General features: G+C 44.4%; 11 protein-coding genes. 2 read left to right on the top strand and 9 right to left on the bottom strand.

Features of this window, described 5'->3' with window-relative positions:
* The 8 genes from ACFI6G_RS14680 to ACFI6G_RS14645 form a co-directional block, all read right to left on the bottom strand.
* On the bottom strand, positions 1-1353 hold the full coding sequence (locus tag ACFI6G_RS14680; RefSeq protein WP_462710336.1) for a BatD family protein: 1353 nt from the start codon (positions 1351-1353) through the stop codon (positions 1-3).
* A complete protein-coding gene (locus ACFI6G_RS14675; protein ID WP_016766800.1) occupies positions 1350-3074 on the bottom strand; it encodes a VWA domain-containing protein in 1725 nt (574 codons plus the stop codon). Before ACFI6G_RS14675 ends, ACFI6G_RS14680 begins: the two co-directional genes overlap by 4 nt.
* Positions 3067-4146: a vWA domain-containing protein gene (locus ACFI6G_RS14670; RefSeq protein WP_010429266.1), complete on the bottom strand. Its 1080-nt coding sequence runs from the start codon at positions 4144-4146 to the stop codon at positions 3067-3069. Before ACFI6G_RS14670 ends, ACFI6G_RS14675 begins: the two co-directional genes overlap by 8 nt.
* On the bottom strand, positions 4139-4681 hold the full coding sequence (locus tag ACFI6G_RS14665; protein ID WP_010429265.1) for a DUF4381 domain-containing protein: 543 nt from the start codon (positions 4679-4681) through the stop codon (positions 4139-4141). The genes ACFI6G_RS14670 and ACFI6G_RS14665 overlap by 8 nt, the downstream gene beginning before the upstream one ends.
* Positions 4682-5644 (bottom strand): DUF58 domain-containing protein, encoded by a 963-nt coding sequence (locus ACFI6G_RS14660; RefSeq protein WP_016766798.1) that lies wholly within the window; start codon positions 5642-5644, stop codon positions 4682-4684.
* 12 nt (positions 5645-5656) lie between these two features.
* Entirely contained in the window at positions 5657-6640 is a 984-nt protein-coding gene (locus tag ACFI6G_RS14655; protein ID WP_010429261.1) for an AAA family ATPase, read from the bottom strand.
* Positions 6641-6806: 166 nt separating this feature from the next.
* Complete coding sequence (locus ACFI6G_RS14650) at positions 6807-9203, bottom strand: tetratricopeptide repeat protein (protein WP_016794980.1); 2397 nt, start codon at positions 9201-9203, stop codon at positions 6807-6809.
* 197 nt (positions 9204-9400) lie between these two features.
* Positions 9401-10948 (bottom strand): arylsulfatase, encoded by a 1548-nt coding sequence (locus ACFI6G_RS14645; protein ID WP_016786452.1) that lies wholly within the window; start codon positions 10946-10948, stop codon positions 9401-9403.
* A gap of 345 nt (positions 10949-11293) precedes the next feature.
* On the opposite strand from ACFI6G_RS14645, the gene ACFI6G_RS14640 reads away from it, so the two are divergent.
* Together ACFI6G_RS14640 and ACFI6G_RS14635 are read left to right on the top strand one after the other, a co-directional pair.
* On the top strand, positions 11294-12856 hold the full coding sequence (locus tag ACFI6G_RS14640; RefSeq protein WP_010429253.1) for an arylsulfatase: 1563 nt from the start codon (positions 11294-11296) through the stop codon (positions 12854-12856).
* Positions 12857-13144: 288 nt separating this feature from the next.
* On the top strand, positions 13145-13810 hold the full coding sequence (locus ACFI6G_RS14635; RefSeq protein ID WP_016766795.1) for a DUF2057 family protein: 666 nt from the start codon (positions 13145-13147) through the stop codon (positions 13808-13810).
* 116 nt (positions 13811-13926) lie between these two features.
* Here the strand turns inward: ACFI6G_RS14635 and ACFI6G_RS14630 are convergent, their stop codons facing one another.
* Positions 13927-14070 carry a hypothetical protein gene (locus tag ACFI6G_RS14630; protein ID WP_010429247.1) on the bottom strand — a complete coding sequence of 48 codons (144 nt, stop codon included), beginning with the start codon at positions 14068-14070 and terminating at the stop codon, positions 13927-13929.
* Between the last annotated feature and the right edge of the window lie 112 nt (positions 14071-14182).

Raw genomic sequence — 14182 nt, 5'->3', positions numbered from 1 at the left:
CTACTTAGTTCTATCTTTTAAGTCAGGCAAGGCTTTAGGGATTTTCAAGCGGTCGAAAATTGAACGAGAATTGCTTGAGTTTGATGTGTCACCGGGAAAATTACGTATGCCTTTCCACAAACGAGTAAATACGCTTTTATCTTCACGCCCTTGTTGGAGGGATTCACTATCTTCTAACCAACGTTTCTCTGTGCTCACTTTACCCAATTCTAACTGAGTGGTTTCAATGCGCAATTGACGATAGATAAAGGTTCTTAATGCAGCCCCATTACCTTGCTTAAGTAAACGACGTAATACCAACCAACTTGGTGTTGGACGGTCGCGATAATAACGCTTAAGGGTGAAGACAGAACCAATAAGAACAACCAAACCAGCAACCGCAAAAACAACAACGTTTATGTAGGCCTTTAAGTACGACTTTAGCGTGTGGCGCGCTTTAAAAACCTGACCTTCAATAACAGCACTTTCAAGACGCTGATTTTTGCTGTCCCACCACTGGAATGAAAATTCAGGCAAGGTAAACTCACCACCTTGTTGAATCACATAGACCGTTTCTTCAATTCGACTTGAACGGTAATCACCACGTTCTTGTGTATCATCTAAACGATTGGGTTGTGGGTAAGCTTGATACTGCAGCGTCGCTTCATTAGTCAATACATTCGGCAGCAAAACAGACAAGCTATCTTTCGCCTTTATTGTCACGGTACGAGTAATGGCATCACCCACTTTCAACTCTTCGCTTGAACGTTGCCATTTCTGATCAATATCCACATCTGTCGCAGAAAACCAAGGCGATTGTTCGCTTAGTAAACCAGAAGGTAGTGAGGCTTCGAACTTAATTGGCTGCGTGTATAGCGTGCCACCAACGTTTGATCCGTCAGGAGCGGAAACTTGAACACGAACAGGCAACCTAGGAATGACAAACTCACCCGATGTCATTGGATAGAGCGTCACTTCCCAGCGTTGACGTGACCATGTAGTACCATCCACTCGTTCCGTGTAATTCGTCGCAAGTTGGTTACGCTGCTTAGCAATCACATTAGGAATTTCTACGCCGCCAATTCGAGTTCCGCCCGTTAACCAGCGAGGTGTCGCAACCTCTATGTTCAAAATCACTTGCTCATTAACGCTCACTTTGGTCGGCGTTATTTTATCGCCAGGCTTCGGTTTCTCGCCTATCCAAGCGATCAATTCAACATCACCACTCTTTTGTAGATCGAAGATATCGGCAGCCGGAGCAACAGCGGAAAAAATGCAGCTCAACATAAGAGTAATAGGCAATAACCTCTTACGGGTTCTGAATCGCACTCTCTTTGATTGAATGGCTTCAAGAGCTAAGTCATATCTACTCATTGGGTTTGCTCCTGTTTTGATGCCTGTTCCTGTTTTGGCGTCTGTTCGTTCGAAGGGGCAGGTTCTCGTAGCTGAATTTGGAATTTCGATTTCAAGAAGAACTTAGGGTCCGCTTCTACTCGTTTTAACCACTTGTCGGCAAGCTCTTGGCTACCCAAAATTTCATTGGCATTAAGCGTTTCCTTGAGCATCAATTCCGCTACAGTTTCTTCTTCAGCGCCATCACCCGTTCGCGGCTGATCATCATCTAACTCTAACGACTCCTCTGGACCATCTGTCGTTCCAGATTGACTTTCGCTGGTGCGATTGACTTCTTCGACAATACCGCCGATTACCGCTAAGTTATGCTCAACGTCAGGCCTTAATTCTGGTGAAAGGTCAGGCTTTTCACTCAGAGATTTGAGGAGATCTCGCGCGGCAAGATACTCACGTTGGCGAGCCAAAGCACTTGCGGCATTATACAAACCATAATCGGTTTTCATTTGTAAGAACGCGCTGTGCGCCAATTTAAAATCGCGAGCATAGTAATAAGCCGCGCCCTTTCGCATTGGGTCAGTAAAATGTTTGGCAGCTTGAAGATATTCGTTCTGGTTCAACAGGCGTTGACCTTGTTGGTCAGGCGTTAGCCATAAGTCCCACCACCATTGAGCGGTCTTATCCCAAGCCGTAACCGACTCCACCACAATTGGTTTCTCTGCGGTTAGGTTGACGGTTTTCGCCAAAGTACTTGGTGAATGCAGGCTGCTTGTGATCATCAACCCAACGACACACCATTGCACCAACCACCCTTTTCTGAACCATAACAACATAATGAAAGCCATTGGAATAAGCAGTCCATAGCCCATGTCTTTCCAAGGCATTGAAGATTCGCCGTTGAGCTGCATGTTTCTTTCAACCGCTCTGTTCAGTTGTTGGATATCGGAATTATCAACGCTCACTTCGATCAGTCGTCCACCCGTCTTACTCGCTAAGTTACGCAGTGAATCTAGGTCGACTGGGTTATCACTCACCACATTACTGTTTCCTGCGGCTAGAATGAGCAACTGATAAGGGTTGTCGTTAAAGAAACTCTCGTACGCCCTAATAGTGCTTGGGTTGACACCGTCTGATACCAACAACACTGACGAGCCTAGCTCACCAGACAATTGCTGATTGATAAGTGGCAGCGCTTCTTCTGCTGACTTACCTGATACCGGCATGATATCGGGTGTAATAGCCGCCAAAAACGGTTCAAACACTTTGCTGTCTTGAGTGACTGGCATCGCGACGTGCGCACTGCCAGCATAAACAACCAAACCTGTGTTACCACCTTTGCGAGCTGCAAGTAAGTCTCTAATTTTCTGTTTAGAGCGTTCCAAGCGACTCGGTGGTAAATCCTTAGCCAGCATGGAGTCACTGTTATCGAGCACCACTAACATTGACGCTTTGTCTTCACCAAAAGGCGAAGCTTCACGTTGCCATGTTGGGCCTGAACAAATAATGATGGCGATCGTCACAATCACCATCAATAATTTCAATGGTAATTGTTTGCGCCAGCCGGTTTCTCCAATGGTCAGCGCATCACGTAAGTGTACTGGAAGAATGTCTTTCCACGTTGGCTTAGTTTCTTCTCTCCAACGAATCCATAATAGGAAGAACATCGGAATGAAGGCCAATAACCACAATGGTCGAATAAAATGAAATTGGGTAAAAAACTGCTGTAGCATGAGAGAATCAGGCATCATCCTCTCCTTTCAAAGTTCCAGTTGAAGAAGCCAAAGGTGATCTTCGACGTATCGTCGCAACGCTGAAAGCCGTCAAATACATGACAACAACCATCGCCATCAAATAATGATGCAAACCTTGCTTAGGGCGATAAGTGGTACTTTCATATAGCTGAGGCTCTAGTTCACCAATCTGAGCGTACGCTTTGGTCAGTTCGTCGCGGTTAAGCGCTTCAAAGGCTTCACCGCCAGACTCTTGAGCCACGCGCTTGATGGTTTCCATATCTAAAGCGACTTCACCAACGGTTTGCGGATCTCCCATGGCGATAACATGAATACGAACGCCTTTCGCCTTGGCCACTTTTGCGGCATCAATCGGCTCAACAAAACTTCCCGTATCATTACCATCGGTTAGCACGATCACGACCTTTTCTTTTTCGTTGGCATCAACACTTGAATCTTGAACTTCTGCACTTTGCTTTTCGCTTTGTTCAAACACCTTAATTGCCAAGCCAATTGCATCGCCTAAGTGAGTACTTTGCCCTGCCATTGCAACATCGGTTTGATTAAGTAGTTCAAGCCATACTTCTTGGTCAGCCGTAAAAGGTGTTTGTACAAACGCAGCATCACCAAACAAGATCAAGCCGAGCCGGTCACCTTTTCGGGTTTTCGCAAAATCAGCCAGCACTTCTTTAGTCGCGTCCAAACGTGAGATTTTATCACCATGCTTAGAGGTAAAGTCTTGCTCTGCCATTGAACCAGATAAATCAACCACCACCATCACGTCACGGCCTAGTTGCTCGCGAACTTGCGGCTCGCCTAAGACGGTTGGTTTGGCTAACGCGCAGACCACCAATACCCAAGTAATAATGAGCGTTGTTCGTTGCCACCAACTGGGTGTTAACTGGCTTGCCCCTTCAGATGGTGCTTCACCAATAGCCTCGACCAACTCTCGAAAAAATGGCACTTTGATAGCCATCTGTTTAGTTCGATAAGCTGGCACTGCAAAATAGACGAACAAAGGTAAAGGTAATGCAATAAACCATAATGGATGAACGAATTCAAAACTAGCGGATAAAGAATCAAACATTACCTTGTCCCCCAGTCGTCGTTTGTATCTCCGGCTTATGAAGTTTTAACCAAGTCATTGCGGTTTGAATGACCTCTAAACGCTGTTCAAAGCTCAAACGCACCTTAGGGTCTACTAGGCTTTGCATCCATAACTCCGAGACTTCATCAGAAAAAAGTGCACTGCTGCTTGTATTGGTGTTAGCGTCAACTGGCAGATAAGCATTCAAGCGACTCACGTAGGCTTGACCAAACAATTTTGCATTACTGCTGTCTAGGTAACGAAGCACCACTTTGAGCACTTTAAATGTGCGCTCGGTAGAGCTTTTGTCACGAGCATCTAACAACATCAATTCTTTGATTGCCTCTTTACGGTAACGATTCTTCCACCACCTCAATACCAAACGGTATGTCAGATAAAGAGTGGCCAATAACAAGATCACACCTAAGATCTTCCAACCAATCGTTTGAGGAGCCCAGCTCACACTGTCAGGAATCGCTACATCGTGCAGGTCTCGTAAGATATAAGTGCTAGGAACTGTATGTTCAACAGACATTTAGCGTCCCCCCACCAGCTTTTGAAGCTGAGATATGTGAGTACCAGATGTATCTAGTTCTATATAAGGGAGGTTTTTCATCGCCATTAATTTGGCCAGTGATTGTTTTTGGAGTGCTGCTTTTTGGGACAGGCTTTCACTCGCAAGGTTAACCTTTGATTGGCTATCAAGATTGAGTTGAAAACGACCATCACCTACGACCCAGTTAGCATTCGCAAGATCTTGAGGCAAAGATTGTTCCAATGGATCGGTCACCATAATGGCTAAGATATCGTTGTGTTGTTGCATTTGCTTAAGTCGATCAAGATGTTGCTCTTGGCAATCTCGCCAATCACTAATAAATATTAAGGTCGACTGCTTTAATCTCATTCGTTTTATCAGTTCAATCCACTGACTAAACCCAACACCATCGCTGTCGCTGACATTCACTCCTAAGCTTTGATTTGCTTTTGATAAATGCTTGAGTTGCGCCAGTAAATCAGACTGTGAGCGCTGTGCTTTGGTGTGAAATAGCTTTTGGTGTGAGGCTAAAACAAAACCGACACGGTCACCATCTTTAAGCACTCGCCACCCGCATAACGCAGCCACTTCGGCAGCAACAACGGATTTCATGGTGTCTTGAGAGGCAAAGAACATCGAACTGCGCTGATCGACGCAGATCATCACATTGCGGTCCTTTTCTTCGGTGTAACTACGAACATGGGGTTTACCTGTTCGCATCGTGACTTTCCAATCCAGGTTACGAATATCATCACCGAATTGGTAGTGTCGCAGCTCCTCGAAGTTCAGACCACGGCCACGGAACAGAGAATTATGTCTCCCCGACAGTACACTGCCCGCCTTAAGATGAGGCAACAGAGAAAACGACTCAGCTTGAGCCTGAATTCGCACTAGCCTTGAATAGTCACAGTACAATCGTGGATCAAGGCCTTGAGGTTTGGGAGCTTGTGTTGGCTTCGCCATGACGCCCCCTAGTTATCCGATCTCAACATTATCAAGCAGTTCTTCAACTACTCGTTGATGGTTCACACCGTCAGCCAATGCGTCATAAGACAATGAGAATCTATGGCCTAATACGGTGGGGAGCATTGCACGCACATCGTCTAACGTGACATGGTCACGCCCTTGTAACCACGCATAAGCGCGAGCACATTTATCTAATGCGATTGAAGCACGTGGGCTTGAGCCAATTTCAATCCACTTTGATAAGTTGGATTCTGGGTAACGCTCAGGTTTTCGCGTTGCCATTACCAAAGCCACGATGTAGCTCTCAACTAAATCGGAAACTGCAATGTCTGGAAGTTGGCGACGAGCTTCAAGTACCAATTCAGGTTCAATATGCTGTGGTGTGACTAATTCTGAACTCGTCTCACTGCCTAACTCTTCGCTGCGAACAAGTCGGATGATGTCACGCTCCGCCTCGTCTTCTGGGTAGTCGACCGTCACCTTCATAATGAAACGGTCCATTTGCGCTTCTGGAAGCGGATACGTACCTTCTTGCTCAACTGGGTTTTGAGTCGCTAGAACCATGAATAAATCTGGCAGAATATGAGTTTGACCACCTATAGTAATCGTCCCCTCCGCCATCGCTTCAAGTAGAGCCGCTTGTACCTTAGCCGGCGCACGGTTCACTTCATCGGCTAAAACAATGCTATTGAATATAGGTCCCGGCTGGAAATGCAGTTGAGGTTTACCCTCTAGCTCTTGGTACACTTCCGTACCCGTTACGTCTGATGGCAGCAGATCAGGCGTAAACTGAATTCGACCAAAGCTTGTATTCAGTAAGTTCGCCAACGACTTCACTGAACGAGTTTTCGCGGTACCGGGAAGGCCCTCAAGAAGCACATGGCCATTGGTCAATAACCCGATCACTAGAGCACGTATGACGTGACTCTGACCGATGACACTTTTTTCTGTCTGTTCAATCAGTTGGTTTATTGCTTGTTGCGCATGGTTCATAGATCTTCCCTTAATTCAATCTGGCTGTGAACATCCTACTCACAAGCCCTATAACTATTAGTTATAAACGTGATAATTAGTTATAAGCACCATAATTTATGCGTGCCATAGACAAGTTTTTGCTAACCCTTTATTTCAGCTAAGCTTTCTACTGGCTCATCGCTATTTACTTACTAAGTGCTCTCAATTGGTTAATGGCTTCCGGTGGTGCCACCTTACTCAATGACGAAATACATTGTTCAAACGCTTTTACTACGCCTGGTTTCTGGTAATTTCGAGCCAAAATCTCACACTGTGCGTACAAATGTTGTGGGTTACGGCTAAATTGGTAAGCCTTATTCAATGACTTACTCGCAGCAAGTACATCAGACTTCTCTAAAGCCAAGCCGTACACATACCAATATTGTGGGTCGGTTTTTGCTGTTTCTGCCGCTTGTTTTAGGTAGTCGGTTGCTTTGTCGTAATCTTTCACACGAAGCAAAGATAAGCCTGCGCTGTATGGCAACACACTCGATTTTGGTTGCGCTTGAATACCTTGTTTCAATATCGCTAATGCCTTTGGTTCGTCACCAAGTGCACGATACAAGTCGGCCAAGTTGGCGTAGCTGTTTTCGAAGTAAGGTTCAATTTCGATAGCGCCTTGATAGAGCTCCATCGCTTTTTGATACTGCCCTAGATCTCGATAAACGTTACCTAAATTAGTACGACCAAAACCTCTGTCAGCATTGAAGCGTTGTATCTCGATGTACTCTTCTAATGCTGGCTTGATTTGATCTTTCTGCAGAGGATTCATTTCTCCCCAGTAACGCACTAATGCACCTGCGGTTTCTGAACGAATCGACAATACAGGGTCTTTCAATAGCGGCTCTAGAATCTGCCAACGGTCAGTAAATGGAAAACCAGATGAGCCTTGAACAACACCCAATCGAATCATTTCATCGTCATGTTTCACCGCTCTTGCCAATGAGATAAGTGTATTTTTGCCCGTGTTACCACCCAAACGCTCTAGGCTCGATGCTCTAATAATATTGCTTAAGCTGGAATCCTGAGCCGAATACGCCAAGGCATCTTCAGCCCCACTATGTCCAATTGAGTCAGCATAAAAGGCAACAGCAAAATGCTGCTGATTACGATACTTAGAATCTGGGAACCACTCACCAATTTGCTTATCGGCCCACTGGTCAGTTTGATCTTCATGACAACTGGTACACACGTTTGGTGTTTTAATGTGTTGGCTAATATCAGGACGCGGGATATGCCAACTGTGGTCACGCCTTGGATCGACCTCCATGTAAGTCGTCTCTGGCATGTGACAAGTCGTACATTGTGAAGCTTCGGTATTGGCTTCGTGGAATGTGTGCTTTTCAGGCGCGTATTCAGATGCAATGTGACATTGACCACATACGGCTTCTTCGGCAATTTTCAGTTCTGCAGTATGGGGATCGTGGCAGTTAGTACAAGTGACGCCTTTCTCTGCCATCACTGATTGTAAAAAAGATCCGTAAACGTAATCTTCATCGTAGATTTGACCATCGTTATGGTAAAGCTCAGGGGTAATCAAGCTCAGACGATACTTATCAAAAAATGAACCGTTAACATGGTCGCCTGTTTCATTCAACTGAGTGCGTCGGCTGTGGCACTGAGCACAGGTTTGAACTTGATTGGTATGGATGATGTCTTTTGGTTGCAGGGTTGAGTTGCCCTCTTGATAGATCCACTCTTTCACCGACCTCGACAAATCACGATCAAAACCATAATGCGCCGAAATCTGGGCATCTTTTCCACCTTTGGCTGTGGCTTGCTTGTTATTTGTTCGCTGAGCTTGTTCAACATGCTCACTCGCTGGCCCATGACACGCTTCACAACCGACATTAATCTCAGACCAAGTGGTGTTGTAAGTATTACTTGCGCTGTCGTAGTTCTTTTCTAGGTTTGTTGAATGGCAGTCAGCACACATGAAGTTCCAGTTCTGACCACTATTGGTCCAGTAGAATTCATCAGTGTTGGTGGTATCTGGGTAGAGGTGAAACCAACGCTGACCGCCTTGTGCCTTTTCTCTTGAGTCCCAAGCAAAAGGAATCAATTGCACGCGACCATCCTCAAATTCAACCATGTACTGTTGTAGAGGTTCAAAGGCAAAGGTATAGCTGATTTTGTAATCTTTGAATTGGCCGTCTAGCCCTTCGATATTTACCCAGAACTCACCACCTTTGCGAAAAAAGCGATTGGGTTTCCCTTTGTGGGTAACGGTTTGATTATTGAAGTCGCCCAATACCGACTCGTCAGTAGCGTGCTTCATTGCCATATCATGATGAGAACCTTGCCATGCTTCCACTTCTGCGCTGTGGCAATCAACACAAGCATCAGAGCCTATATATGTAGCCTGAGAACTGAAAGGCGCTGCTTCTGAACCTGTAGCTGCTGAGCCAACTGACGAAATTAGCTCACTGGCATAGACATTAAGACTGACTATCAACAACATAAATAACGACAACATTCCGGATAATACTGCAACTCTCTGGTGTTTCAATCCGTTCACTAGTGAGCACAACCATGCAGACATAACATTCCTTGTTTTTATACATCCTTATGCTTAATAAGATAGACGTAAAAACACCTAAAATACAATTAATTAGTGTCTCGGGTATCGAATACTTGTGATTTGTATTTACATCGGTTAAGTGCCTATAAAAAAAGAGCTCCGGAGAGCTCTTTCAATCATAAATTTTCGCTTGTGAATATTTACTTTTGTAATAAGAGTTACTTGTTATGGTTCTCTTGCAGTTTCTCCATTACCTGATCCAAGCTAAAGCTTGCCGCTTTTTGGCGTGGTGGGTACTCGGCAAACGTTTCTAAGAACTCACCAACATACGCTTGTGCAGGAACGAACATATATGCATGGTCTAACAACCAGTCATAATAGGTATTCGATGTGATATCTGCATTTTCATATGGGTCCATGCGTAGGTTAAATAACTTAGGTAAACGTAACGTCACAAACGGTTCTGACCAAATCTGCATAGTGCCCGTTGCACGCTGCTCCATGAACACCGCTTTCCATTGGTTATAACGAAGCGCGGCCAAATCACCATCATCAGTAAAGTAGAAAACTTCAGAACGGCGACCTTTTTCTTCTTCACCTGTTAGGTAAGGAAGGAAGTTGTAACCATCTAAATGAACCTTAAATGTTTTATCACCCGCAGTGTGACCTTTCAGAAGTTTCTCTTTGATTTGATCATCGCCGGCAGCTGCAACAAAGGTCGGCATCCAGTCCATGTGATGCATAATTTCATTAGAAACCGTACCTGGTTCAATCTTACCTGGCCAACGAACCATTGCAGGTACACGATATGCACCTTCCCAGTTGGTGTTTTTCTCACCACGGAACGGTGTTGTACCCGCATCAGGCCAAGAGTTCATGTGTGGGCCGTTATCCGTTGAATAAAAAACAATGGTGTTGTCTTTGATACCCAGATCATCCACTTGTTTCAATAACTGACCTACATGTCTATCGTGCTCTACCATGCCGTCAGCATAGTTACCTACCCCTGTCACACCTTTGCTATCAGCTTTGACGTGTGTTCTAAAGTGCATACGCGTTGCATTCCACCAAACGAAGAATGGTTTATCGGCTTTCACCGCACGGTCCATAAAATCAAGCGCTGCATCGAGCGTTTCTTCATCGACAGTCTCCATACGCTTACGCGTTAGTGGGCCGGTGTCTTCAATCTTACCGTCAGCGAAAGATTTGATTACACCACGAGGGCCAAACTTCTTACGAAATTCTGGATCGGTTGGGTAATCTTCATTTTCTGGCTCTTCTTCAGCATTTAGGTGATAAAGGTTACCAAAAAATTCATCAAAACCGTGTGCTGTTGGAAGGAATTCATCTTTATCGCCAAGGTGGTTTTTACCAAATTGACCCGTCATGTAACCCATAGGTTTCAACATTTCTGCGATTGTCGCGTCTTCTGCTTGAAGGCCAATGTCTGCACCTGGTAAGCCTACTTTACTCAAACCTGTTCTTAATACACTTTGACCAGTAATGAACGTAGAGCGACCAGCTGTACAAGATTGCTCGGCATAGTAATCTGTGAACATCATGCCTTCTTTAGCGATACTATCGATATTCGGAGTTTTGTAACCCATTAAACCAAAGGTATATGCGCTGACATTAGATTGCCCAATATCGTCCCCCCAAATCACGAGAATATTCGGTTTTTCTGCTGCGAATGTGGTGGTGGAAGCCGCCATCATCGCCGTACCCAAAATCGCTAAACGACGTTTAACGCCATATTTCGCTGTCATAGAAACCTCTTCGTTAGTTATTTGCATCCTGCCTTACAACATATAGTCCATTTTTTTAACTCTCGCGACCTTGGTTAAACTATTAATATTTTTATCATTTTCATAACGAACAGTATGCGTAAACACGCGATAAAATGACGTAGAAAAACATGACGAAGATCACGCATAATATTCGAAGATAAATCGAGGTAAGCATATAAAACCAAATTGAATCATAAAGTTAGATCTGCTTCATAACAATTGGTTATAACCACTATAAAAAGACACCATCAGTTTTTGAGATTAATGTTTGCCCAACGATGTGTTGCTCTAACGCATTAATCTTAAAAGTGAATCGGAGTCCTTATGGGTACTAAAATTAATAAACTGGCATTAGGTGTTGGCTTATTAGCAGCTTCTTCAGCAGCAACCGCAGCAGAAAAGCCTAACATTCTTGCTATCTGGGGAGATGACATTGGTGTGTTCAACATCAGTGCATACAACAACGGAATGATGGGGTACGAAACCCCTAACATTGACCGTATTGCTAACGAAGGCGCACTATTTACTGACCACTACGGTCAACAATCGTGTACTGCTGGTCGTGCTGCATTCCTAACAGGCCAAGAACCTTTCCGTACTGGTCTATTGACTATCGGTATGCCAGGTTCAGACCACGGTATCCCAGATTGGGCTCCAACGATCGCAGACCTCCTCAAAGAACAAGGCTACATGACAGCTCAGTTCGGCAAAAACCACATGGGTGACCAAGACAAACACCTTCCAACGAACCACGGTTTTGACCAGTTCTTCGGTAACCTGTACCACCTGAATGCGGAAGAAGAGCCAGAGACATACTACTACCCTAAAGACCCTGAGTTCCGTAAAAACTTTGGCCCTCGTGGTGTAATCAAATCTACTGCCGATGGTAAAATTGAAGATACTGGTCCTATGACGCGTAAGCGTATGGAGCATGCGGATGAAGAGTTCCTAGAGGAATCTCTAGCGTTCATGGAAAAGGCAGTGAAAGCTGACAAACCATTTTTCATCTGGCACAACACAACACGTATGCACGTGTGGACTCGTCTACAAGAAAAATACCAAGGCGCATCGGGTATCAGCATTTACGCTGATGGCATGTTAGAGCACGATGACCAAGTGGGCGTGCTACTAGATAAGCTTGATGAATTGAAGATCGCAGACAATACGATCGTAATCTACTCAACAGATAACGGTGCAGAAACTGTATCTTGGCCTGATGGTGGTGCGACTTACTTCCACGGTGAGAAAGGTACAACTTACGAAGGTGGTATGCGTGTTCCTCAGCTCGTTCGCTGGCCTGGTACAATCAAACCGGGATCTAAGATCAACGACATCATGGGTCACCAAGACTGGATTCCTACTCTACTAGCAGCAGCTGGTGATGATAAAGTGGTTGAAAAGCTAGCGTCTGACAAAGGTGCAACTTACAACGGTAAGAACTGGCGTGTACACCTAGATGGGTACAACTTCCTACCTTACTTCCAAGGTAAAGAAGAGAAAGGCCCTCGCGACAGCATGCTTTACTTCTCTGCTAACGCTGAGCTAAACGCTGTACGTTGGAATGACTTCAAGATTTCATTTGCGGTACTAGAAGGTAACATTGTTGATGCAGTACGTTTCCAAACGAACTGGCCTCAAGTTGTTCACCTACGTGCAGACCCATTCGAGAAAGCACCACACGAATCTGGCATGTACTTACGCTGGATGGCAGACAACATGTGGCTATTCGTACCAGTAGGCGGCAAAGTACAAGAGTTCATGAACACGCTACCTGACTACCCAATGCAACAAAGCCAAGTATTGAACCCTGGTAACTTCAACCAGAACGTTTACATGCTTCAGGGTAAGCTTCAACAACTAGAAGCGGCTGCATCGCAAGCTAAGTAACCAATTAGCTAACGCTACGAAAGTAAACAAAGCCGTGATAAATCACATTTATTACGGCTTTCTTGTTTCAAAAATAAAGCATATATCTGCCATAATATGACGAATGACTTTATCGAGATTCAGCGTGTTTGTTGGATGATAATTACCCACATTGGTCTTTAGTTATCTCGATATATGACCGTTGCGTTAAGATTTCGCAAATTTTTTTAAAACACTATGACATGACTTGAAATACATACATTTGCATGCGATTGTAATTCATCTAACCATAACAACAACTGTATGATTATGAAGACAATCCAAAGTATAGCCCTACTTTCAGCTATCGTTGCTGCACCCGCAGCATTGGCTGATGTAACCATTAAAATCCCTTCTAGCGCAGATGCCTTAGTTGACGTCGTAGCAGTTAACGAGGCTAAGCCTGACCTTGAGGGTGGTTTTTTCTCTTCAAGCAAAACAATAACCGTTCCAGACGGTGTAAACCAAATCGTTTTCCAATATCAGCTTGCTTTTAGTCAAGGTAACGATCGTGAGTTTGTCGATAGCGACGTCATAATTGCAACTTTTGATGCAGCAGACACTACATTGACGTTTGAAATGCCTAAATTCCGTAATGTATCGGAAGCGAAAAAAGGCTTTAATAACCTTGATTGGAAACTGATTGATGAGAACCAAAATGTAATCAGTGTTAATCAAGATAAGCTAATCAAAGATGGAATGCAGATTGGTCGTAAATATCCTCAAGAAGCGAAAGAATACAACCAGAAAGGCGGTATTGCTGCATTAACTATGGGTACATCAGCAGTTGCAACAGCAGCGGTTGTACAACCTGTCACTCTACCAGCAAAGATTGATGCGAACGCGGCGAATACTGCGGAAGAAATGCTGTATTTCTGGTACGAGAAAGCCGATGCTGAAACCAAGCAGAAATTCAAAGATTACGTGAACAAATAGATTTGTTCTGCTCACTTTAAAGCAAGAAGCTGACATCAAGTCAGCTTCTTTTCTGTCTCTAGGATTATTTCATAAGAAAGGGAAAGGTTATTCCGAATTCATAGGTTAAGCCTCATCTATTGCGATTTCCCATCCACCTTAGCTGGCCAACCCAAACCTTTATACTCAGCAGCCAACAAATAGGCACAACGACTCGAAATCGTTGTTCTAATCCAGTCACCGACCCCATACACTTTGTATTCCAAAACAGCCATTTTCATAACAGTACTACTCACTCAATTTTAAATTTATAAATCTTGAGTTAACGTTACCGATTTCCGTGATTCATGTATGTTCCTAAAGGAACAAAAGTTGAGGATTTAGCCACAAATA

Source organism: Vibrio sp. PSi01 (assembly GCF_054960695.1).
This window is presented reverse-complemented; position numbering and strand designations above follow the sequence as displayed.

Excerpts from the sequence above, each read along its gene's own strand:
- ACFI6G_RS14675 (WP_016766800.1), bottom strand. The coding sequence starts at position 3,074 with ATGCCTGATTCTCTCATGCTACAGCAGTTTTTTACCCAATTTCATTTT.
- ACFI6G_RS14650 (WP_016794980.1), bottom strand. The coding sequence starts at position 9,203 with ATGTCTGCATGGTTGTGCTCACTAGTGAACGGATTGAAACACCAGAGA.
- ACFI6G_RS14635 (WP_016766795.1), top strand. The coding sequence starts at position 13,145 with ATGAAGACAATCCAAAGTATAGCCCTACTTTCAGCTATCGTTGCTGCA.
- ACFI6G_RS14645 (WP_016786452.1), bottom strand. The coding sequence starts at position 10,948 with ATGACAGCGAAATATGGCGTTAAACGTCGTTTAGCGATTTTGGGTACG.
- ACFI6G_RS14665 (WP_010429265.1), bottom strand. The coding sequence starts at position 4,681 with ATGTCTGTTGAACATACAGTTCCTAGCACTTATATCTTACGAGACCTG.
- ACFI6G_RS14660 (WP_016766798.1), bottom strand. The coding sequence starts at position 5,644 with ATGGCGAAGCCAACACAAGCTCCCAAACCTCAAGGCCTTGATCCACGA.
- ACFI6G_RS14680 (WP_462710336.1), bottom strand. The coding sequence starts at position 1,353 with ATGAGTAGATATGACTTAGCTCTTGAAGCCATTCAATCAAAGAGAGTG.
- ACFI6G_RS14655 (WP_010429261.1), bottom strand. The coding sequence starts at position 6,640 with ATGAACCATGCGCAACAAGCAATAAACCAACTGATTGAACAGACAGAA.
- ACFI6G_RS14630 (WP_010429247.1), bottom strand. The coding sequence starts at position 14,070 with ATGAAAATGGCTGTTTTGGAATACAAAGTGTATGGGGTCGGTGACTGG.
- ACFI6G_RS14670 (WP_010429266.1), bottom strand. The coding sequence starts at position 4,146 with ATGTTTGATTCTTTATCCGCTAGTTTTGAATTCGTTCATCCATTATGG.
- ACFI6G_RS14640 (WP_010429253.1), top strand. The coding sequence starts at position 11,294 with ATGGGTACTAAAATTAATAAACTGGCATTAGGTGTTGGCTTATTAGCA.